The following is a 20,068-nucleotide window of genomic DNA, read 5'->3' as shown; positions in this document are numbered from 1 at the left end:
CTGCACATGAGGACCACATTTGAGCGTATCACGCACGGCACCCTGCTCGCCTTCGCACTGGTTAGCCTGGTGGGCACGCCCGCGCGCGCCGACGGGGAAGCAAAACTGCTGGCGCCGAGCGGCACCTTGCGCGTCGGCATCTATCCGGGCAGCCCGACCTCGATGGTGACAGACGCGGCCGGCAAGCCGCACGGCCTCGCCTACGACCTCGGCGGCGAGCTGGCGAAGCGCCTCGGCGTCGCAATCGACTATGTCAGGTTTCAGCGCGTCGCCGATATCGTCACCGCGATCCACGACGGCCAGGTCGACTTCACCGTGACCAACGCCACCCCGGCCCGCGCCAATGAGGTCAGCTTCAGCCGGCCCGTGCTGGCGATCGAGCTCGGCTTTCTCGTTCCCGCGAATTCGCGGATCGGCAAGGTCGAGGATATCGACAAGCCGGGCGTGAAGATCGGCGTCACCAAAGGCTCGACCTCCGAGCGCACCCTGCCGACGAAGTTCAGGAACGCAACCATCGTTCCCGCCGAAAGCGTCAAGGTCGCCATCGCCATGTTCGGCCGCGGCGAGATCGATCTCTACGCCACCAACAAGCCGACGCTGTTCGAAATGTCCGACCAGATGCCGGGCGCGAAAATCCTGGACGGCAATTGGGGTGCGGAGCACATGGCCATCGCAGTCCCCAAGGGACGTGAGGCCGCCCTTCCCCTGCTCAACCGCTTTGTGGCAGACGAGCAGTCGTCGGGCGCACTCGACGCGATTCAGCAGCAGGCGGGCTTGCGCGGCGCGACCAGGGCGACGCGCGAATAGACCTCAATTCGCCGCCTTCTCCGCAGTCCGCCAGACGATTTCCGGCGGATCGCGGAAGGCGAAGCGGACGAGATGCCGCTCGACAACGCCTTCGACCTGGACGAGGAGGTCCGCGTTCTCGGCCTCCGCCTTCAGCGTGAGCTTGTCGCCCGCAGCTTGCAGCCGGCACGTCCCCATCGAAAACGGGATCGTGCCCTGCTCCGGCGTGAACTCGACCGCAAGCTTGTGAGCGAAATGCTTGCAGAGCTGCTGCAGATAGATGCTCGCCCGCTCGGTGGTGATCTCAGCCACGGAATGATTCATGGGTATGCCCTTTCAGGCGAATGGTGTCCGACGCGCGTCTTGCATCGCGATGTAGGCCGCAGGTATCTTGCCAGCAAGCTATTTGCCGCTAACGATGCCGTGAGGCGCTCGGACGATGTCACCATCCGCTCAGGAAAATCTACCAGGCGCCCGGCTGGGCCGGCGGACGAGCAACGGCCGCCCCGTCTGCGGAATTCGCCGCGGCGCTCGCCGGCACGGCGCCGAAGGCCTGCCGTGCCGAGGCTTGCTTGGTCGCGGTCCGGGCAGCAACGCCCGTCTTGGTCCGGCCGCTCGCGGCCCAGGTAGCCGGCGACGCAAGGATCGCCGCCGCCGTCAGGGCCAGTATCAGGTATCGCGTCATCATCGCAGTCTCCATTTGGCAACAGCTCTCCCGCTCGCGCGCTGGCGTCCAGCACGGCGGCTCGTTCTCGACCAATTATCTTCCTAGAAAGACATATTCCGCAAATATCTTTCTAGCAAGACATCCACGGATGAACTTTACGTAAGGACACGGGCCCATGACCGAACCGCGCTATCCCGCGGACAAGCTCCTCGCCCTCAAGAAGAAGCATTGGCCGGAATCCGTCACGCCGGTCGGCGAGATGTTGGTGCGGGTCTATCGCCTGAACAGCCTGATGCGCGACGGCGTGGCCGAGCAGATCGCCGCGCATGATCTGTCGTTCATGGAGTTCGAGGTGCTGATCACGCTGCGCGGCGCCGCTCCGCCCCATGAGATGATCCCGACCGAGCTCTATCCGGCGATCCTGATTTCATCGGGCGGACTGACCAAGGTGCTCAACGCCCTGCAGCAGCGCGGCCTCATCACCCGCGCGGAGGACGCCGCGGACAAGCGCAGCAAGCCGGTGCGACTGACCGCCAAGGGGCGAACGCTCGCCGAGCGCGTCATGGCGGAGGTTCTGCAAACGGGCGAGAGGATGGTTCTCGGCGGGCTTTCCGAAGCCGATGTCGAACGCGCAACGCGATTGCTGCACAAGCTGCTGACGACGCTGGAGCCTGCGCGCGACTAGTGCGCGCGGTTCCGAATTCGGCTATCAGTGATAGCCATGACCAGACGAACCGGCAGCGCCGATCTTCCTCTCCATACCGGGCGGGTTCCGCCATGGCTGGCGAGCCGTATGGCCTCGCTGGGAGCGATCGTGACGCAGGCGATCGTGCATCACTACGGCCGCGATGCATTCATGCAGCGGCTCTCGCATCCCTTCTGGTTCCAGTCGTTCGGCGCCGTGATGGGGATGGACTGGCACTCCTCCGGTATCACGACCTCCGTGATCGGCGCCCTGAAGCGCGGGCTCGGCCCGCTCCAGGACGAACTGGGCATCTATGTCTGCGGCGGCCGCGGCCAGCATTCGCGCAAGACGCCGGATGAGCTGTTGCAACTCGGCGATCGCGTCGGCTTCGACGGCGTCAGCCTCACCCGCGCCAGCCGTCTGGTGGCCAAGGTCGATAGCGCTGCCGTGCAGGACGGCTTTGATCTCTATCTCCACGGCTTCTTCGTCACCGCCGACGGCAAGTGGACGGTCGTGCAGCAGGGCATGAACGGCGACAAGCGGCAGGCGCGCCGCTATCACTGGCACTCCGAGGCGCTGAAGAGTTTTGTCGACGCGCCCCACAGCGCGATCGACGGCCCGCAGCAAGGCGAGATCGTCAATCTCACCGACCATCGCGCCGATGTCTCGCGCAATGCGCAGCTCGACCTGCTCAGCGATCTCGGCCCCGATCGCATCCTCGCCGAATTCGAGCGGCTCACCGGCACTGCGCCCGAACCGGCGCAAGCGGTGCTGCCGCATCTGATCATGCCCGCCCATCATGATGTCCGGCCGAAGGACGTGTTCGCGCGCCGCCTGCATGGCACGCTGGCAGCCGCCGCCGAGCGCGGGCCGGTCGACTTCCCCGAGCTGCTGCTGACGCCGGGCGTCGGCGCGCGCACGGTGCGGTCGCTGGCGATGGTCGCCGAAGTCGTGCACGGCGCCCCCTATCGCTTCAACGATCCGGCGCGCTTCTCGCTCGCCCATGGCGGCAAGGACCGGCATCCCTACCCCGTCCCGATCAAGGTCTATGACGAGACCATCCGCGTGCTGAAGGGCGCGATCCAGGGCGCCAAGCTCGGACGCGAAGAGGAGATGCAGGCGATCAGGCGCCTCGACGACCAGGCGCGACGGCTGGAGCGGACGGCAACCGGGCCGTCGGTTGAGGCCTATATCGAGGGCGAACGCGCCGCCTCGCCCGATCTCGACGGCCGCTCGGTGTTCGGCTGGGAGCGCGATCTGCTCGCATCACGGAAATCGACGGGCTGACGCCGCTCACCGCCGTCGGCCACAACGGGCAGCTTTGCGATTGCGCGGAGCCCCGGCCGCTTGCGCCAATGGATCTGTGACGGATCGACAGCCAGCCCAAGCCGTGGCCAGCGCGTGAACAATGCCTGGAGCGCGCACGCGCCTTCGATCCGCGCCAGTTGATGGCCGAGGCAGAAATGAATTCCGGTGCCGAAGGAGATGTGCCGGTTGGGTTTTCGCGCGAGATCGAGCCGCTCCGGCTGGTCATGCACCGCCGGGTCCATGTTGGCGGCCGCGAGCATCACCATGACGCGGTCGCCTTTCTTCAGGCGCACGCCACCGAGTTCGACATCCCGCCGCACATAGCGCGGCTTCGAGAACTGCACCGGCGAGACGAAACGCAAGCATTCTTCCACCGCCAGCCCGGCACGGCTCCAATCCTCCTCCAGCCAGTCGCGCAGATCCGGATTCCTGAGCAGCTCGTAGACCGAGCCGCTGATGAGATGCGTGGTGGTCTCCGAGCCCGCCGCGAGCAACAGGAACACCATGGAGACCATTTCGTCCGGCGTGATCTCGCCGCCTTCGCGCTCGACCTGGACCAGCTCGGCGATCAGGCCCTCGCCGCCCCGCTCGCGCGCGATCTGCAACTGCTGTTCGAGATAGAAGCGCATCTTGCGGAACGCGAGCAGCAGGCGAAAGAAGCTGACCACGTTCGTCAGTGACGACATCGCATTGGCCCAGGCGATGAAACGCGGGCGATCGGTCATGGGCAGGCCGAGCAGCTCGGAGATCACCGAAAGCGGCAGGATGCGCGCATAGCCCTGGACGAGATCGGCCGGGCTGCCGTTCGCAAACAGCTCATCGGCCAAGCCATCCGCGATGGCGCGGATGCGCGGCTCCATCGCAACGATGGCGCGGCGGCGAAACGCTTCGTCGACAATGCTGCGCAGCCGTGTGTGATCCGGCTCGTCCATCGTCAGCATGTTGTTGGCGATGGTCCTGACCAGCCCCGGCATCCACCAGCGCAGGCCCGCGACCTCGCCATCTTCCTTGCGCAGCGTGAAGATCGTGCTGTCCTTCAGCACCTCTGCGGTCGCATCGTGGGTGGTGGTGATCCAGACATCGCCGACAAGGGGAAAGCGCGTCGCGACGACAGGGCCGGCCGCCCGCAAGGCCGCGATGGCCTTGGGCGGGTCGCGAAAGAAGGCCTCGCTGGTGAAATCGAGGCGCGGTGCCATGGGATCACCGGAGTGGTTGGTGGCGCCTCAACCAGATGGTGAGTGGCGCCGTGGGCGCAAGGGCTGGAACCGCCCCGGCCTGCGCAGCGGACCTAGCCCCGCCCCGGCGTGCGCGGGCCGGCCTTGCGCTGCTGCTGGTTGGTGTAGGCGTCCCAATGGCTCCAGCTGCCATTGCTCAGGCTTTGCATGTCGGTGCCGAGCGGACGGCGCGTACGCTTGTCGTGATCGGCAATCGCGCGCTCGGACTGCGCGATCTTGCGCTTGAGATCCCCGATCGCCTTCTGGGTTTGGCCGTCGCGCTTCGAGGACGCGATCTCGCCCATCGTGAAGCGCGCGGTCTCGAGCGCCTTCAACTCGGCGCGGTTCTTCTTCAACTGAACCCGGTGCCAGGCGATGTTGCTGTCGCTGTCCGCAACCATGTGGGAACTCCGCTGATTCGTTCTCACAGTGTATCAAGCGCCGAATCGGCGGGGCAACGCCCCCGCCGCGGCGAAAATACGGTGTTATTGTGCGGGTAGTCCCGGCTTAGCGCTCGGCAAAGGCCTTTTCGACCACGAACTGGGCCGGCTCGCCATGATTGCCTTCGACAAAACCGCGCTCGCCCAGGAGCACGCGGGTATCGGCAACCAGTGCCGGGCTGCCGCAGATCATGACACGGTCATGGGCCGCCTCGATCGCCGGCAGGCCGATATCGTCGAACAGCTTGCCGGAGGTGATGAGGTCGGTGATGCGGCCACGGTTGCGGAAAGGATCGCGGGTCACGGTCGGGTAGTAGATCAGCTGGTTCTGGATGTACTCGCCGAGCATCTCGTCCTTCGGCAGATGCTCGGTGATCATCTCGCCATAGGCGAGTTCCTTCACATGCCGGCAGCCGTGCAGCAGCACGACCTTCTCGAACCGCTCATAGGTCTCGGGGTCCTTGATCACGCTCAGGAACGGCGCGAGGCCCGTGCCGGTGCCGATGAGGTAGAGGTTGCGGCCCGCTTCCAGATTGTCGATGACCAGCGTGCCGGTGGCCTTGCGGCTGACGATGATCTCGTCGCCTTGCTTCAGGTGCTGGAGCCGCGAGGTCAGCGGGCCGTCCGGCACCTTGATCGAGAAGAATTCGAGCGTGTCCTCGTAATTGGCGCTGGCGACGCTGTAGGCCCGCAGCAGCGGCTTCTCGCCGACCTTGAGCCCGATCATGGTGAACTCGCCGTTGCGGAAACGGAAGGTCGGGCTGCGGGTGGTCTTGAAGGAGAACAGCGTGTCGGTCCAGTGGTGGACGCTCAAAACGCTTTCCTGATTGAAATTGCTCATCTCAGCTTCCCTGTCGCGTCAATTGCGGTTCCGAGGCCGGCAGCTATGCGTCGTTTGTACACGATCATTCGTATACTAATGAATAATCCTGCTTGATCCCGCGGTCAAGGCTGCCCAAGATCGAAAGCGTTGCAGTTAGGAATAAGGAGCCCCTTCCATGGCGCATGACGCACCCCAGGCCACCGGACCCTCGAAGCTCGTGATCCGCAATATCGGCCTGATCCTGTCCGGCGCGATGGAAAAGCCGATCCTGGATGGCGACACCATCGTCGCCGAGAACGGCAAGATCACCGCGATTGGCCGCTTCAAGGACCTCAACACCGACGACGCCACCACCATCGTCGAGGCCAACGGCACCACGGTCGCACCGGGCCTGATCGACAGCCACGTCCACCCCGTCGCCGGCGACTGGACGCCGCGCCAGAACCAGATCGGCTGGATCGACAGTAACCTCCACGGCGGCGTCACCACGATGATTTCCGCCGGCGAGGTGCACATGCCCGGCCGCCCGCGTGACGTCGTCGGGCTGAAGGCCATGGCGATCTTCGCCCAGCGCGCATTCTGGAATCTGCGGCCCGGCGGCGTGAAGGTTCACGCCGGCGCGCCCGTGATCGAATGCGAGATGGTCGAGGAGGATTTCAAGGAGCTGGCTGCCGCTGGTGTGAAGCTGCTCGGCGAAGTCGGCCTCGGCGGCGTCAAGGACGGCCCGACCGCACGCAAGATGGTCGGCTGGGCCCGCAAATACGGCATCCAGAGCACCATCCACACCGGCGGCCCCTCGATCCCCGGCTCAGGCCTGATCGACAAGGACGTGGTGCTGGAGGCGGACACCGACGTGGTCGGCCATATCAACGGCGGCCACACGGCGCTCCCCGACGACCAGATCCGCTGCATCTGCGAGGGCTGCAAGCGCGGCCTCGAGCTCGTGCATAACGGCAACGAGCGCTCGGCCCTGTTCACGCTGCGCATCGCGCGCGAGATGGGCGACCTGCACCGCGTCATCCTCGGCACCGACGCGCCCGCCGGTTCCGGCGTGCAGCCGCTCGGCATCCTGCGCATGGTCTCGATGCTGTCCTCGCTCGGCGATCTGCCGGCCGAGATCGCGTTCTGCCTCGCCACCGGCAACACCGCGCGGATGCGGCAGCTCGATTGCGGCCTGATCGAGGTCGGCCGCTCCGCCGATTTCGTCATCATGGACAAGGCGCAGCACTCGCCCGGCAAGACCATCCTGGAGAGCGTCCAGCTCGGCGACCTCCCCGGCATCGGCATGACCATCATCGATGGCATCGTGCGCACGCAGCGCAGCCGCAATACGCCGCCGGCCGGAAGGGTGCCGGAGATCGTGGCGAAGTAGAGCCGCCAAAAAGCTCTCGACCCGTCATCCTGAGGTGCGAGTGCACGGCGCGACAGCGCCGCGCGCGAGCCTCGAAGGATGAACGGCCGAGCTGCAGTCGGGCCGTCGCCCTTCGAGGGCCGCTGAAGAAGCGGCCACCTCAGGGTGACGGTGAAAGAGCGGGATTCACCGCAGCTTGTTGAGCAGCGCCATCAGCAGCTCGCGCTCTTTCGCATCGAGCGGGGCCAGCGTCTCGCGGGTGATCGCAATCGCGTTCGGCGCGAGCTTTTCCGCAAGCTGCTGACCGGCGCGCGTCAGGCTCACCAACAGGCGCCGCCCGTCCTCGGGATCCTGGCTGGTCTCGGTCAGGCCACGCGCGGTCAGGCGATCGATCACGCCCTTGATGGTGGCAACGTCCATCGCGGTCAGCCGCCCGAGCTGGTTCTGCGAGCACGGTCCGGTCTCGGCGAGCTTCGACAGCGCGGCCCACTGCGTCGGCGTCAGATTGGTGCCGATGTCGCGCGAGAAGATCGAGCTGTGGCGCTGCCAGACCTGGCGCAGGATGAAGCCGACCTGTTCGTCGAGCACGTAAGGCGGCTTGCCCTGCTTGACGCTCTTCTTCGCCGTGACGCTCCTCGCCATCCCTGCGCTGCCCTTCCCTTGCCCTTACAACGACAGATGCGCGTCGCGGATATCCGGACGCGCGTCGAGCTCGGCCATGGTCCCGCCAAAGCAGATGCGGCCGCGCTCGATGATATAGGCGCGATCGGAGATCAACCGCGCAAAGTGCAGATTCTGCTCGGAGACGACGATGCTGACGCCTTCCTTCTTCATGGTCAGGATGGCATCGACCATCTGCTCCACGATTTTTGGCGACAGGCCTTCCGAGGGCTCGTCCAGCAGCACCAGCGACGGATTGCCCATCAGCGTGCGCGCGATGGTCAACATCTGCTGCTCGCCGCCGCTCATGCGGCCGCCCGGGCGATTTTTCATCTCGCCGAGGTTCGGAAACAGCGTGAAGAGCTTTTCGCGATCCCAGTGAGGTGCATTCGGTCGCTTGGGCTGGCGGCCGACCTCGAGGTTCTCCTCCACCGTCAGATCGGTGAAGATGCGGCGCTCCTCCGGCACATAGCCGAGCCCCTCACGCACGATCTCGTGCGTCGGCTTCGCCGAGACATCCTTGCCTTCGAACATGATCCGGCCGGTTCGCTGCGCGACGAGGCCGACGATCGAACGAAAGGTCGTCGACTTGCCGGCGCCATTGCGCCCGAGCAGCGCCACCACCTCGCCCTCGCCGACCTCGAAACCGATGTCGAACAGGATATGCGCGGGGCCGTAATGACTGTTGAGGTCTTGCACCGTGAGCTTCATGCCGAGGCCCCTTCGCGATGGCCGCCCTCGTAAAGCAGACCCTCGCCGAGATAGATCGCCTGCACCTGCGGATTGCCGCGCACCTCGGCCGGCGAGCCTTCGGCAATCAGCGTCCCCCGATTCAGCACGATGATGCGGTCGGCATGCTCGAACACCACGTCCATGTCGTGCTCGGTGAAGAGCACGCCGATCGACTTTTCCCGCGCGATCTGCGCGGTGAGCCGCATCAGCTCGACACGCTCGCGCGGCGCCATGCCGGCGGTCGGCTCGTCCATCAGGAGCAGTTTTGGATCGTTGGCGAGCGCCACCGCGAGCTCGAGCCGCTTGAGGTCGCCATAGGCAAGCTCGCCGCAGGGACGATCGGCATAGCCGCCCATGCCGACGAGCTCGAGCAGGCGGCCGGCCTCGCCGCGGTCGACATTCGGCGCCGAGCCCCAGAGATTGAACAGCTGCTTGCCGTGCGAGATCAGCGCGACCTGGACGTTCTCGCGCACGGTCATGGTGGCGAAGGTCGCCGTGATCTGGAAGGTGCGTCCAACGCCGAGCCGCCAGATCTCGCGCGGCTTTTTGCCGGTGGTCTCTTCACCCAGCAGACGGACATGGCCGGTATCGGGCCGGTTCTGGCCGTTGAGCATGTCGAAGCACGTGCTCTTGCCTGCACCGTTCGGGCCGATCAGCGCCAGGATCTCGCCGGCGCGCAGCGAGAACGAGACGCCGCGCACGGCGTGGATGCCGCCATAGGATTTGGTCAGGCCTTCGACCGCGAGAAGTGGGGGTGCAACACTCATTCGGCGGACTCGATCGGCTTGGCCAGCAGGGAAGATCCCGGCGGCGACGACTTCCTGCGGCGCTGCGCCAGCAACTCCAGCATGCCGACAATGCCCTTGGGGAAGACGACGACGATCAGCACGATGAAGCCGCCGAGCACGAGTTTCGACAGATCGGTCTGGCTCACCAGCCAGATGTTGAGCGCCTTGTAGACGATGGCGCCGATCACCCCGCCCGACACCGTCTCGACGCCGCCGAGCAGCACCATGACCAGCGCATCGACCGAGAGCGAGATGCCGAGATTGTCGGGGAAGACGCTGCCCTTGAGGTAGGCGAACAGCGCGCCGCCGATGCCGGCGGTGGTGCCCGCGATGACGAACGCGGTCCACTGGATTCGCTTGGCGTTGATGCCGACCGCCTCGCTGCGCAGCAGCGAGTCACGCGTGGCGCGGAGCGCGTAGCCGAATGGCGAAAACACCGCGATCCGCAGCGCAACGGTCACGAGCGCCGCGACGCCGAGCGCGAGCCAGTAGAAATGCGACGGGCTCGCCGCCCAGCTCGCCGGCCAGACACCGAGAATGCCGTTGTCACCGCCGGTGACGCTGACCCACTGGAACGCGATCGACCACACGATCTGCGCGAAGGCCAGCGTCAGCATCGCAAAATAGACGCCGGAGAGCTGCACGGCGAAGAAGCCGAACACGGCAGCCCCCATGCAACCAAGCAGCGGTCCAAGCAAGAGGCAGACGATCATCGGCAGCCCCGCCATCTTGGCGAGGAAGGCGACGCCATAGGCGCCGAGGCCGAAATAGGCCGCGTGGCCAAAGGACGCGAGCCCGCCGACCGACATCAGGAAGTGCAGGCTGACGGCGAAGATCACGAAGATCGCGATCTCCGAGCCAACGGTCAGCGCATAATTGCCGGCGAACAGCGGCAGCATGGCCGCGACCACCAGTGCTGCCAGCGAGGCGAGCCGCTCGTTCGACGTCAAGGGACGCCAGGGATTGACGGTGAGACCCGGCGTCTTGCGCGCGGCCGCCTCCGGCTTGCCGAACAGGCCCCAGGGCCGAACGATCAGCACCACAGCCATCACCAGGAAGACCAGGATGATGGAGATCTTCGGGAAGATAAGGATGCCGAAGGCGTTCAGCTCGGACACCAGCACGGCCGCGACGAACGCACCGACGATGCTGCCGAGGCCGCCGATGACGACGACGACGAAGACCTCGACGATGATGCGCAGATCCATGGCGTGATGCACGGCATCGCGCGGGATCTGGAGCGCGCCGCCAAGGGCCGCGAGGAAGACGCCGACCGCGAACACGGAGGTGAACAGCCATTTCTGATTGACGCCGAGCGCGGCGACCATGTCGCGGTCCTGCGTCGCCGCACGCACCAGCACGCCCCAGCGCGTGCGCTGGAACAACAGCCAGAGCACACCGAGCACGACGGGGCCCAGCGCAATCAGGAACAGATCATAGCTCGGGATGTTCTGGCCGAAGAAATCGACCGCGCCCTTGAAGCCCGGCGCGCGGCGGCCGACGAGATCGTCGGGCCCCCAGATCAGCACCACGAGATCCTCGACCATCAGGGTCAGGCCGAATGTACCGAGCAGCTGAAACAGTTCGGGCGCGTGGTAGATCCGCCGGAGCAGCACCATCTCGACGAGGACGCCGATCAGCGCCACGGCCAGCGCCGCCACGACCACCCCGCCCCAGAAGCCGAACGCGCCGGATAAGCGCTCGGTCAGCGTGAAGGCGATATAGGCGCCGATCATGTAGAAGGCGCCATGCGCGAAATTCACGATCCGCGTCACGCCAAAGATGATCGACAGGCCCGAGGCCACCAGGAACAGCGACGCTGCGCTGGCGAGACCGGTCAGAAACTGTACGACGTAAAAGGCCATCGGCGGTCCGGGTTAGGTCTGAATTTCACCTCTCCCCGCTCTTGCGAGGAGAGGTCGGATCGCCCTTGCGATCCGGGTGAGGGGCTCTCTCCACCATCGCGGAGCGTGGAGAGAGCCCCTCACCCCTACCCTCTCCCCGCGAAGGGCGGGGAGAGGGAGAAGTGAAGACGCATCAATCCTTCGGCCGCAGCTTCTCGACTTCGGCATCACCAGGCAGATAGTCCGAGCCCTTCTTGTAGGAGAAGTCGACCATCACGCCCTTGCCGTCCTTCTGCGCGGTCTTGCCGACGAAGGCGCCCAGCGTCGACTGGTGGTCGATCTTGCGGAAGGTGATCTCGCCGAACGGCGACGGCATCGACAGGCCTTCAGCGGCTGCGATCATCTTGTCGGTGTCGGTCGAGCCGGCCTTGGCCAGGATGGCGGCAGCCGCCTTGATGGTCTGGTAGCCGACGATCGAGCCGAGGCGCGGATAGTCGTTGTACTTGGCCTGGTAAGCCTTCAGGAACGCGTCGTGCTCGGGCGTCTTGATCGAGTACCAGGGATAGCCGGTGACGATCCAGCCATCGGGCGTCTCGTCCTTGAGCGGATCGAGATATTCCGGCTCGCCGGTCAGGAACGATACGACCTCGCGTCCCTTGAACAGACCGCGGGTGTTGCCCTCGCGCACGAGCTTGACGAGATCGGGACCGAAGGTGACGTTGAGGATGGCTTCCGGATTGGCCTGCGCCACGGCCTGCACCACCGGACCCGCGTCGATCTTGCCCTGCGGCGGCCACTGCTCGTCGACCCACTGGATGTCGGGGCGCTTCTCCGACATCAGCTTCTTGAACACCGCGACGGCCGACTGGCCGTATTCATAGTTCGGCGCGATGGTCGCCCAGCGTTTTGCAGGCAGCTTGCTGGCGGCTTCCACCAGCATCGCGGCTTGCATGTAGTTGGAGGGACGCAGGCGGAAGGTGTACTTGTTGCCCTTCGCCCAGGTCACGGCGTCCGTCAGCGGCTCGGCCGCCAGGAAGAACACCTTCTTCTGGTTGGCGAAGTCAGAGACGGCGAGACCGATGTTGGACAGGAACGTGCCCGTCAGCATCGCGACGCCTTCGCTGGAGACGAGCTCATTGGCCGCGGTCTGCGCATCCGCCGGCTTGCCGCCGTCGTCCTTGGAGACGACGACGAGCTTCTTGCCGTTGATGCCGCCGGCCGCGTTGATCTCTTCGACGGCGAGCTGCCAGCCCTTGCGGTAGGGCTCGGTGAAGGACGGCAGCAGCGAGTAGCTGTTGATCTCGCCGATCTTGATGTCCTCTGCCATGGCAGAATGACCCATGCCGGCAGCCAGAAGCGCAAAGGCCGCGCCGACAAAATAGTTTCTTGCTCGCATCCCAACCTCCAGTTTTGAACTTTATCTCTCGACCGCGATCATGCCGGAGAAGCAGTGCCCGCCGCTCCGAACCGTCCCCTATTTCAAACCGTCTTCGCCCTTGATCTCCGCGACCGTCAGCCCGCCGACGCGCGGCAGCGGACGACCGCTGTCGGTGACGGCAACCGCAACCATGATCTCGTTGGCGCGCGGCGCGTCGTTGATCTGCACTTCCATGCCGTCGAAATGACTGCGCACGAAGGCCGCGTCCTTGTGGCCGAGCGGAATGTCCAGCGTCGTGCCGGGGCCGCTGCGCTTCTTCGACGACGGAATCAGCGCCGCGCCCTTGCTCAGCACTTTGCGCACCGGCGCGCCCATCTTGGGGTGAAGGATCGCGGCGGCGTGCTCCAGCTCACCGTTCTCGCCGACGGCCGCGGCCTTGCCGTAGCTCTGCGCCTTCGCACCATCGATGCCGAGTGCGGCGACCGCGCGCTTCGCCAAGAGATCACCAAGCTCCTCGCCGATCGCGATCAGCGGCGAAAGGTCCTCGACATATTTTCCGGCAAAGGGATTTTCGATCACGGCGATCGCGGCCGCGCGCCGGGTCGGCGGCGAGACCTGGCGGCCCATCTCCATCTGCGTCTCTTCGACGACGGTGACGATCTTGCGGATGATCGCGCTCATGTTTCGCTTCCCTGTTCAGGCACAGACTGCGTTCTCCAGCACAAGCGGGCGCGGTCGTTGCTCTTCTATATCCTTGGTTCCGATGACAAGCATATCACCACAAAGCCGCAGCACGGCCCCCTCGATCAGTCCGCGATCGAATAATTGCCGTGCACATTCCGCGCCAGATTCGAGCGCCTTGGCGATCTCTTCTTGCGACAATTCACCGACATCGCGGGTGACGAGACGCGCACCGAGATCGCTGTCGGGTTGAAGCTCGTTTGCGGGTTGTCGGATGATGGCGGGATGCCCGGGCAGATCGACGGCGTTGGCGATCACAGTCGCGGCTGCATCGGCCTGCGAGGCCGTCGCCGCCAGCACGGTCACGGCATCGGCGATGCCGAGTGAGAAGCTGCGGCCATGCCGCCCGCTGGTCGCGATGCCGCGCACCGGATCATCCGCATCGACCCTCATGGCGCGCATCACGCCGTCGCGGTCGGGCCGGTCCATCAGCCCCACGGAAAAATGCTCGCCTTCGCCGAGATGCAGCGCGATGTCGCCGCCATTGTTGACGTAGACCCGGTCGAGCGACGCAGCGTCCAGCATCGCGCCGAGAATCTCTTCGGCCACGCTGCCCGCCACCGCGGCCATCGGCGTGATGAAGCCATCGGCGGCATAAGGCGCGACAGCGGCGTGCATGCGACGCGCGACCACGCCCTTCAGCGACGTCTGCCTCTCGGCAGCCGTCCGTAGCTCCGGCAGTTCCACACAGAGCTCGTCGAGCAGACCGGTGAAGCGGCGCACTCCAGCCTCGTAAGCCGCGCGCACCTCGTGCTCGCGCCCCCTCGCCTCGACGATCAGATCAATCGGTCCATCCTGCAAATGCAGCCGCCGGCCATCAGACAGCAATGCGATTTGCGGGAGCCGTGTCATGCCCGCCGTCCCGGAATCGGGTTCTGCCAGGGCAACTGACGGACATCATCGCCGTCCCTCACCTCCGACAGTGGCTTCACGTAATCCATATGGCCGCCGAGCGCGGCATAGTCGGTCAATTTCATCGTGAATTCGATCGGCGCAACCAGCGCCGGCGTCGGCACATAACCGAATGCGCCTGCAGGCATCTGGGTCACGTCGACCATGTACGTGATGCCGCCGCCGGGCCAGACATAGACCGGGGCGCCGCCGCTGGTGACGCGCGTCAGCGCGTCCTTCACCGAGCGCGTCAACCGCACCGGATTGTCGGTGACGCCGGCGCGCAACGAACCGCCGGCACCGGCCATGAACAGCACGGTGCACAGCGCCGGCTCGCAATTTTCCTGAATGCGCTCGACCGAGAATTTCAGGTCGGCCGGCATCTCCGTCTCGACCGGCTTCAAGGCTTCGTCGAGCACATAGTAGGAGGAGTGCTCGCCGGTCGTGGACACCATCAGCATCGAGAGGCCGGGCTTGGCCTCCTTGGCGTCGAACGGCCCGAGGATCGCCAGCGGATCGGAGATGTTGGTGCCGCCCCAGCCCGTGCCGGGATCGGCAACCTGGAAATAGCGGCCGGGCGTCGAGCGCCGCCCCTTCATCTTGATGCCGGTGTCGGCGATGTCGAGCAGCTTGCCGGCCTGATGCTCGCTGAGCACACCGGTGATATGGTCGTCGACCACCACGACTTCGTCGACCTTGCCGTGCCATTGCTTGGCGAACATGCCGATGGTCGCCGAGCCGCAGCCGACGCGCATGCGCTCTTCTTTGACGCCGTTGACGATCGGCGGCTGGCCGGCCTGCACCACCACGCTGGCGCCGCCGTCGATGGTGAGCTCCACCGCCTTGCAATTGGCGAGATCCATCAGCGTGTCGCAGGTGACGCGGCCCTCCTTCTTGGAGCCGCCGGTCAGATGATGGACGCCGCCGAGCGACAGCATCTGCGAGCCGTATTCGCTGGTGGTGACATGGCCGACCGCCTCGCCCTGCGCCCGCACGGTCGCGGTCTCCGGGCCGAGATAGCGGTCGGTGTCGATCTTCACCTTGATGCCGCAATAGGAGAAGATGCCTTCGGTGACGACGGTCACCATGTCGACGCCGTCGACCTCGGAGGAGACGATGAACGGCGCCGGCTTGTAGTCGGGATAGGTGGTGCCCGCGCCGATCGCGGTCACGAAGGTCGAGGGCTCATGGACGAGCTTGCCGTCCCAGTCTTCGGTGCGGCTGAACGGCACCAGCTTGCCGCCCTGCGACACCGTGCGTTCGAGAATGATGTGCGGATCGACGCGGACAAGCTTGCCGTCGTGGTTGGCATAGCGGTCGCAGGCGCCCGCCGCGCCCGGCTTGATGTAGCACATCACCGGACAGGCATCGCAGCGGATCTTGTCGACGGCAGCGCTCGTTGTTTCCATCACCATGTCGAAGCCAGCAGACATTGCGGTTATCATTCGTATACGAACGATGTTGCGCGCGGTCCTGATAGCTGTCAAGCGGCGCCGCGCGCGAAAAGCCGCGCCTGCCGAATAAAACCTCATTTGCCTCCCGGCTTTGTCCACAAAGCGGGCAGTTGCGCTGCACTGCGGCATGGCCGCTTGCACGTTTGTGTACAAACGGTATCGTCGCGACGTAGATTTCAAGCGATCTGGAATTTTTGCGATCGCAGGGTTTGGGAACGAGGATGACGCAGGCACCGATCCGCCTCACCGTGAACGGCAGGATCCACGACGTCGCGGCGGAGCGCCAGACGCCGCTGCTCTATGTGCTGCGCAATGATCTCGGACTCAACGGCCCGAAATACGGTTGCGGCCTGGGTGAATGCGGCACCTGTACTGTCCTGATCGACGGCACGGCCGCGCGCTCTTGCGTGATTCCGATCAGCGGCTGCGCCGGACGCGACATCGTGACGCTCGAAGGACTCGGCACGCGCGACAAGCCTGATGTCGTGCAGCAGGCCTTCATCGCCGAGCAGGCCGCGCAATGCGGCTACTGCCTCAACGGCATGATCATGACCACCAAGGCGCTGCTTGCGATCAACCCGCAGCCGACCGAGCAGGAAGCGCTCGCCGCGCTGCGCTACAATCTCTGCCGCTGCGGCACCCATGTCGAAATCCTGCGCGCCGTGATGCGCGCATCGGGCCAGCTCGCCGAGGCCCGTGATTGATGTCCTCCCCGCATCCGAACGGAGCTGAGCGCGGCTCGCTCGTCGTCGTCCGCACGGTGGACGAGGTCACATCCGAAACCTTCGTCCGCATCACCGCCGATGGATCGGTCACGGCCTATAACGGCCATGTCGATCTCGGCACCGGAATCCGCACCGCACTCGGCCAGATCGTCGCCGAAGAGCTCGACGTCTCCTTTGCGCGCGTCGTCGTGGTGCTCGGCGACACCGCAGTGGTGCCGAACCAGGGCGCGACGATTGCGAGCGAGACCATCCAGATCACGGCCGTTCCCTTGCGCAAGGCCGCAGCACAAGCACGGCACTTCCTGATCGCACGCGCGGCCGAACGGCTGGAGCTGCCGGCCGAAGAGCTCGCGATCGAGGACGGCCTCGTCCGCGGCCACAATCGCAGCGTCAGCTATGGCGAACTGATCGGCGGCGAGACCCTTCGCCTCGAGCTTGACGATGATGTGCAGGTCAAGGCCGTCGGCGATTACGCCATCGTCGGCCGATCGATGCCGCGCGTCGATCTTCCCGCCAAGGCCACGGGTGAGCTCACCTTCGTCCACGACATTCGCCTGCCCGGCATGCTGCACGGCCGCGTGGTGCGGCCGCCCTATTCCGGCGTCGATGCCGGCCCCTTCGTCGGCACCAGCCTGATCGCGGTCGACGAGTCCTCGGTGCGCGATATCCCCGGTCTCGTCGCCGTCGTGCGGATCGGCGATTTCGTCGGCGTCGTCGCCGAGCGCGAGGAGAACGCGATTCGCGCGGCCGAGCGGCTCGCGGTGAGCTGGAAGCCGACGCCTGAGCTCGCCGATCTCGCCGATGTCGAGACCGCGCTGCGCGCCCATCCGTCGACGCCGCGCACGCTGATCGACAAGGGCGACGTCGATGCGGCGATCGCCGGCGCTGCCAAGCCGATGCCGCGCACTTACGTCTGGCCGTATCAGATGCACGCCTCGATCGGTCCGTCCTGCGCGGTCGCCGACTTCCAGGACGGCAACGTCCGGGTCTGGTCGGGCACACAGAACCCGCACGTGCTGCGCGCCGATCTCGCGCTGCTGATCGAACGTCCCGAGAGCGAGGTCGAGGTGATCCGGCTCGAGGCCGCCGGCTGCTATGGCCGCAACTGCGCCGACGACGTCACCGCCGACGCGCTGCTGCTGTCGCGTGCCGTCGGCCGCCCCGTGCGCGTGCAGCTGACGCGCGAGCAGGAGCACGCCTGGGAGCCCAAGGGCACCGCGCAGCTCATCGATGTCAATGGCGGCCTCGACGCTCAAGGCGGCATTGCCGGCTACGATCTCGCCACGCGCTATCCCTCGAACGCGGCACCAACGCTCGCGCTGCTGCTGACGGGACGAATTCCATCCGAGCCCACCGTGCTCCAGATGGGCGATCGCACCGCGATCCCGCCTTACGACTACGACCACATGCGCGTCGTCGCCCACGACATGGCGCCGATCGTGCGCGCGTCCTGGTTTCGCGGCGTCTCGGCGCTGCCGAACACCTTTGCGCATGAATCCTATATCGACGAGGCAGCGACCGAGGCCGGCGTCGATCCCATCGAATATCGGCTGCGTTACCTGAAGGACCAGCGCGCCGTCGATCTCGTCAACGCGGTGGCCGAACGCGCCGGCTGGACGCCGCGTCCGGTGCGCGAGGAGAAGGACGGCGATATCGTCCACGGCCGCGGCTTTGCCTATGCGCTCTATGTCCACAGCAAGTTTCCCGGCTATGGCGCGGCGTGGTCGGCCTGGGTCGCCGACGTCGCGGTGAACAAGTCCACCGGCGACGTCAGCGTCACCCGCGTCGTCGCGGGACAGGATTCCGGCCTGATGATCAATCCGGACGGTGTGCGCCACCAGATCCACGGCAACGTCATCCAGTCCACCAGCCGCGCGCTGATGGAGGAGGTCTCGTTCGAGCGCGGCGCAGTGGCGGCGCGGGAATGGGGCGCCTATCCGATCATCCCCTTCCCCGACGTGCCAAAGATCGATGTGCTGATGTTGCCGCGACAGGACCAGCCACCGCTCGGCGTCGGCGAGTCCGCCTCGGTGCCGAGCGCGGCGGCGATCGCGAACGCGATCTTCGATGCCACCGGCGTGCGCTTTCGCGAGCCGCCGTTCACGCCGGAGCGCATCCTGAAGGGGTTGCACGGTGAGGCTTCGCCCACACCTCAGGCCCTGCCCGGGCCCACCACGGCGCCAAAACCGTCGCGCATCTGGGAGAATCCCTTCGCCAAGCGCGCCGGAATTTTCGCGACGATCGCGGCCGTCTGCACCGCCGCGATCGGCATCGGCACGGCGCTGCTGCCAGGGCGGGCCATCGCGCCGATCGCGCGGCCCGATGCATCGGTCTATTCCGCCGCGACGATCGCCCGCGGTCAGCAGCTCGCAGCGCTCGGCAATTGCGCGGAATGCCACACCAGCCTCGGCGGCGTGCTCAACGCCGGCGGCCGCGCGCTTCCGACGCCGTTCGGCACCATCTACAGCACCAACATCACGCCCGACGTCGAGACCGGCATCGGCGCCTGGTCCTATCCCGCCTTCGAGCGCGCGATGCGCGAGGGGCTGCATCGCGACGGGCGACAGCTCTATCCCGCCTTCCCGTACACGCACTTTTCGAAGACTGATGATGCCGACATGCAGGCGCTCTACGCCTATCTGATGGCGCAGCCCTCGGTGCGCGCAACGGCCCCTGCGAACACGCTCACCTTCCCGTTCAACCTGCGTCCACTGCTCGCGGGCTGGAATGCGCTGTTCCACCAGACCAGGGCGTTCAAGCCCGACCCCGCCAAGTCGGAGGCCTGGAATCGCGGCGCCTATCTGGTCGAGAGCCTCGGCCATTGCAGCGCCTGCCATTCGCCGCGCAATGCGCTTGGCGCCGAGCAGCGCCGGGCCTATCTCGCCGGCGGCTTTGCCGAGGGCTGGGAGGCGCCGCCGCTGACGTCGCTATCGCAGGCTCCAATCCCCTGGAGCGAGGACGAGCTGTTCGCCTATTTGCGTACCGGACATTCGCGTTATCACGGCGTCGCTGCCGGCCCGATGGCGCCGATCGTCAGGGATCTCAAAGCGCTGCCCGATCCCGACATCCGCGCGATGGCGGTCTATCTCGGCTCGTTCAACGACACTAAGGCGGACGCGCCCGCGCTTGCGGCGAAGCTCGAGAGCACAACGCAAGTCACCGTCGCGTCCTCGACCGGCGCGCGGCTCTATCAGGGCGCCTGCGCGGTCTGCCACGAGGTCGGCGGCCTGCCGCTGTTCGGCAGCCGTCCCTCGCTCGCGCTCAACAGCAATCTGCACGGCACGACGCCGGACAATCTCGTGCAGGTGATTCTGCACGGCATCGCCGAGCCCGCCTCCAGCGATCTCGGCTACATGCCCGCCTTCGGGAATAGCATGAGCGACGCGCAGGTCGAGGCGCTCGTCGGCTTCCTGCGTGGGCAGTTTGCGCCGGACAAGCCGGCCTGGACCGGCGTCCGCGAGACGATCGCACGCGTGCGGGCGTCGGCGCACTAATGCCTGATGGCATAATCCCGACGGCCTCTACATCGGAGGTCTGTTCCCTCCCCCCTTGTGGGGGAGGGCTAGGGAGAGGGGTGGCCC

At 66.0% G+C, this 20,068-nt stretch carries 19 protein-coding genes; 6 read left to right on the top strand and 13 right to left on the bottom strand.

Translation table 11 applies throughout. The features are described from left to right. Nucleotides 1-6 precede the first annotated feature (6 nt). On the top strand, nt 7-807 hold the full coding sequence (locus NLM31_RS18615; RefSeq protein ID WP_254193186.1) for an ABC transporter substrate-binding protein: 801 nt from the start codon (nt 7-9) through the stop codon (nt 805-807). A gap of 3 nt (nt 808-810) precedes the next feature. Here the strand turns inward: NLM31_RS18615 and NLM31_RS18610 are convergent, their stop codons facing one another. Both NLM31_RS18610 and NLM31_RS18605 read right to left on the bottom strand, forming a co-directional pair. Continuing rightward, complete coding sequence (locus tag NLM31_RS18610) at nt 811-1,110, bottom strand: DUF2218 domain-containing protein (protein ID WP_254130752.1); 300 nt, start codon at nt 1,108-1,110, stop codon at nt 811-813. A gap of 139 nt (nt 1,111-1,249) precedes the next feature. Next, on the bottom strand, nt 1,250-1,474 hold the full coding sequence (locus NLM31_RS18605) for a hypothetical protein (protein ID WP_254193185.1): 225 nt from the start codon (nt 1,472-1,474) through the stop codon (nt 1,250-1,252). A 154-nt stretch (nt 1,475-1,628) separates the two neighbouring features. Here NLM31_RS18605 and NLM31_RS18600 point away from each other — a divergent pair, with 154 nt between their 5' ends. Continuing rightward, on the top strand, nt 1,629-2,138 hold the full coding sequence (locus NLM31_RS18600; RefSeq protein ID WP_254130750.1) for a MarR family winged helix-turn-helix transcriptional regulator: 510 nt from the start codon (nt 1,629-1,631) through the stop codon (nt 2,136-2,138). A 36-nt stretch (nt 2,139-2,174) separates the two neighbouring features. Further along, nucleotides 2,175-3,425, top strand: coding sequence for a DUF763 domain-containing protein (locus tag NLM31_RS18595; protein ID WP_254193184.1), 1,251 nt, complete (start codon nt 2,175-2,177; stop codon nt 3,423-3,425). Here NLM31_RS18595 and NLM31_RS18590 read toward each other — a convergent pair. From NLM31_RS18590 to NLM31_RS18580, 3 genes are all read right to left on the bottom strand, one after another. Next, nucleotides 3,326-4,642: a cytochrome P450 gene (locus tag NLM31_RS18590; RefSeq protein ID WP_254193183.1), complete on the bottom strand. Its 1,317-nt coding sequence runs from the start codon at nt 4,640-4,642 to the stop codon at nt 3,326-3,328. The two genes, NLM31_RS18595 and NLM31_RS18590, sit on opposite strands and share 100 nt — an antisense overlap. 92 nt (nt 4,643-4,734) lie before the next feature. After that, nucleotides 4,735-5,061 carry a hypothetical protein gene (locus NLM31_RS18585; protein WP_254130747.1) on the bottom strand — a complete coding sequence of 109 codons (327 nt, stop codon included), beginning with the start codon at nt 5,059-5,061 and terminating at the stop codon, nt 4,735-4,737. A gap of 106 nt (nt 5,062-5,167) precedes the next feature. Continuing rightward, on the bottom strand, nt 5,168-5,941 hold the full coding sequence (locus tag NLM31_RS18580; RefSeq protein ID WP_254130746.1) for a ferredoxin--NADP reductase: 774 nt from the start codon (nt 5,939-5,941) through the stop codon (nt 5,168-5,170). A gap of 157 nt (nt 5,942-6,098) precedes the next feature. Here NLM31_RS18580 and NLM31_RS18575 point away from each other — a divergent pair, with 157 nt between their 5' ends. Beyond that, on the top strand, nt 6,099-7,295 hold the full coding sequence (locus NLM31_RS18575; RefSeq protein WP_254130745.1) for an amidohydrolase family protein: 1,197 nt from the start codon (nt 6,099-6,101) through the stop codon (nt 7,293-7,295). A gap of 165 nt (nt 7,296-7,460) precedes the next feature. Here the strand turns inward: NLM31_RS18575 and NLM31_RS18570 are convergent, their stop codons facing one another. From NLM31_RS18570 to NLM31_RS18535, 8 genes are all read right to left on the bottom strand, one after another. Then, nucleotides 7,461-7,916: a MarR family winged helix-turn-helix transcriptional regulator gene (locus tag NLM31_RS18570; protein ID WP_128952390.1), complete on the bottom strand. Its 456-nt coding sequence runs from the start codon at nt 7,914-7,916 to the stop codon at nt 7,461-7,463. A 24-nt stretch (nt 7,917-7,940) separates the two neighbouring features. Continuing rightward, nucleotides 7,941-8,645 (bottom strand): ABC transporter ATP-binding protein, encoded by a 705-nt coding sequence (locus tag NLM31_RS18565; protein ID WP_128952391.1) that lies wholly within the window; start codon nt 8,643-8,645, stop codon nt 7,941-7,943. Continuing rightward, on the bottom strand, nt 8,642-9,433 hold the full coding sequence (locus NLM31_RS18560; protein WP_254130743.1) for an ABC transporter ATP-binding protein: 792 nt from the start codon (nt 9,431-9,433) through the stop codon (nt 8,642-8,644). Before NLM31_RS18560 ends, NLM31_RS18565 begins: the two co-directional genes overlap by 4 nt. After that, complete coding sequence (locus NLM31_RS18555; RefSeq protein WP_254193182.1) at nt 9,430-11,319, bottom strand: ABC transporter permease; 1,890 nt, start codon at nt 11,317-11,319, stop codon at nt 9,430-9,432. The genes NLM31_RS18560 and NLM31_RS18555 overlap by 4 nt, the downstream gene beginning before the upstream one ends. 172 nt (nt 11,320-11,491) lie before the next feature. Then, the gene (locus NLM31_RS18550; protein WP_254193181.1) at nt 11,492-12,694 is read right to left on the bottom strand and encodes an ABC transporter substrate-binding protein; all 1,203 of its coding nucleotides are present in this window, start codon (nt 12,692-12,694) and stop codon (nt 11,492-11,494) included. Between the two features lie 78 nt (nt 12,695-12,772). After that, the gene (locus NLM31_RS18545) at nt 12,773-13,357 is read right to left on the bottom strand and encodes an amino acid synthesis family protein (protein ID WP_237858693.1); all 585 of its coding nucleotides are present in this window, start codon (nt 13,355-13,357) and stop codon (nt 12,773-12,775) included. 15 nt (nt 13,358-13,372) lie between these two features. Beyond that, nucleotides 13,373-14,269, bottom strand: a complete 897-nt coding sequence (locus tag NLM31_RS18540; protein ID WP_254193180.1) for a UPF0280 family protein — start codon at nt 14,267-14,269, stop codon at nt 13,373-13,375. Beyond that, nucleotides 14,266-15,723 (bottom strand): 6-hydroxynicotinate reductase, encoded by a 1,458-nt coding sequence (locus tag NLM31_RS18535; protein ID WP_254196225.1) that lies wholly within the window; start codon nt 15,721-15,723, stop codon nt 14,266-14,268. Before NLM31_RS18535 ends, NLM31_RS18540 begins: the two co-directional genes overlap by 4 nt. A 260-nt stretch (nt 15,724-15,983) precedes the next feature. Here NLM31_RS18535 and NLM31_RS18530 point away from each other — a divergent pair, with 260 nt between their 5' ends. After that, nucleotides 15,984-16,466 (top strand): (2Fe-2S)-binding protein, encoded by a 483-nt coding sequence (locus NLM31_RS18530; protein ID WP_254193179.1) that lies wholly within the window; start codon nt 15,984-15,986, stop codon nt 16,464-16,466. Beyond that, complete coding sequence (locus NLM31_RS18525; protein ID WP_254193178.1) at nt 16,466-19,981, top strand: molybdopterin cofactor-binding domain-containing protein; 3,516 nt, start codon at nt 16,466-16,468, stop codon at nt 19,979-19,981. Before NLM31_RS18530 ends, NLM31_RS18525 begins: the two co-directional genes overlap by 1 nt. The last annotated feature ends 87 nt before the right edge of the window (nt 19,982-20,068 follow it).

The organism is Bradyrhizobium sp. CCGUVB4N (assembly GCF_024199945.1).
Taxonomy (GTDB): Bacteria; Pseudomonadota; Alphaproteobacteria; order Rhizobiales; family Xanthobacteraceae; genus Bradyrhizobium.
This window is presented reverse-complemented; position numbering and strand designations above follow the sequence as displayed.

Bases quoted from the DNA above. Each gene is read 5' to 3' on its own strand.
- NLM31_RS18615 (WP_254193186.1), top strand. From the start codon at position 7: ATGAGGACCACATTTGAGCGTATCACGCACGGCACCCTGCTCGCCTTC.
- NLM31_RS18610 (WP_254130752.1), bottom strand. From the start codon at position 1,110: ATGAATCATTCCGTGGCTGAGATCACCACCGAGCGGGCGAGCATCTAT.
- NLM31_RS18605 (WP_254193185.1), bottom strand. From the start codon at position 1,474: ATGATGACGCGATACCTGATACTGGCCCTGACGGCGGCGGCGATCCTT.
- NLM31_RS18600 (WP_254130750.1), top strand. From the start codon at position 1,629: ATGACCGAACCGCGCTATCCCGCGGACAAGCTCCTCGCCCTCAAGAAG.
- NLM31_RS18595 (WP_254193184.1), top strand. From the start codon at position 2,175: ATGACCAGACGAACCGGCAGCGCCGATCTTCCTCTCCATACCGGGCGG.
- NLM31_RS18590 (WP_254193183.1), bottom strand. From the start codon at position 4,642: ATGGCACCGCGCCTCGATTTCACCAGCGAGGCCTTCTTTCGCGACCCG.
- NLM31_RS18585 (WP_254130747.1), bottom strand. From the start codon at position 5,061: ATGGTTGCGGACAGCGACAGCAACATCGCCTGGCACCGGGTTCAGTTG.
- NLM31_RS18580 (WP_254130746.1), bottom strand. From the start codon at position 5,941: ATGAGCAATTTCAATCAGGAAAGCGTTTTGAGCGTCCACCACTGGACC.
- NLM31_RS18575 (WP_254130745.1), top strand. From the start codon at position 6,099: ATGGCGCATGACGCACCCCAGGCCACCGGACCCTCGAAGCTCGTGATC.
- NLM31_RS18570 (WP_128952390.1), bottom strand. From the start codon at position 7,916: ATGGCGAGGAGCGTCACGGCGAAGAAGAGCGTCAAGCAGGGCAAGCCG.
- NLM31_RS18565 (WP_128952391.1), bottom strand. From the start codon at position 8,645: ATGAAGCTCACGGTGCAAGACCTCAACAGTCATTACGGCCCCGCGCAT.
- NLM31_RS18560 (WP_254130743.1), bottom strand. From the start codon at position 9,433: ATGAGTGTTGCACCCCCACTTCTCGCGGTCGAAGGCCTGACCAAATCC.
- NLM31_RS18555 (WP_254193182.1), bottom strand. From the start codon at position 11,319: ATGGCCTTTTACGTCGTACAGTTTCTGACCGGTCTCGCCAGCGCAGCG.
- NLM31_RS18550 (WP_254193181.1), bottom strand. From the start codon at position 12,694: ATGCGAGCAAGAAACTATTTTGTCGGCGCGGCCTTTGCGCTTCTGGCT.
- NLM31_RS18545 (WP_237858693.1), bottom strand. From the start codon at position 13,357: ATGAGCGCGATCATCCGCAAGATCGTCACCGTCGTCGAAGAGACGCAG.
- NLM31_RS18540 (WP_254193180.1), bottom strand. From the start codon at position 14,269: ATGACACGGCTCCCGCAAATCGCATTGCTGTCTGATGGCCGGCGGCTG.
- NLM31_RS18535 (WP_254196225.1), bottom strand. From the start codon at position 15,723: ATGGTGATGGAAACAACGAGCGCTGCCGTCGACAAGATCCGCTGCGAT.
- NLM31_RS18530 (WP_254193179.1), top strand. From the start codon at position 15,984: ATGACGCAGGCACCGATCCGCCTCACCGTGAACGGCAGGATCCACGAC.
- NLM31_RS18525 (WP_254193178.1), top strand. From the start codon at position 16,466: ATGTCCTCCCCGCATCCGAACGGAGCTGAGCGCGGCTCGCTCGTCGTC.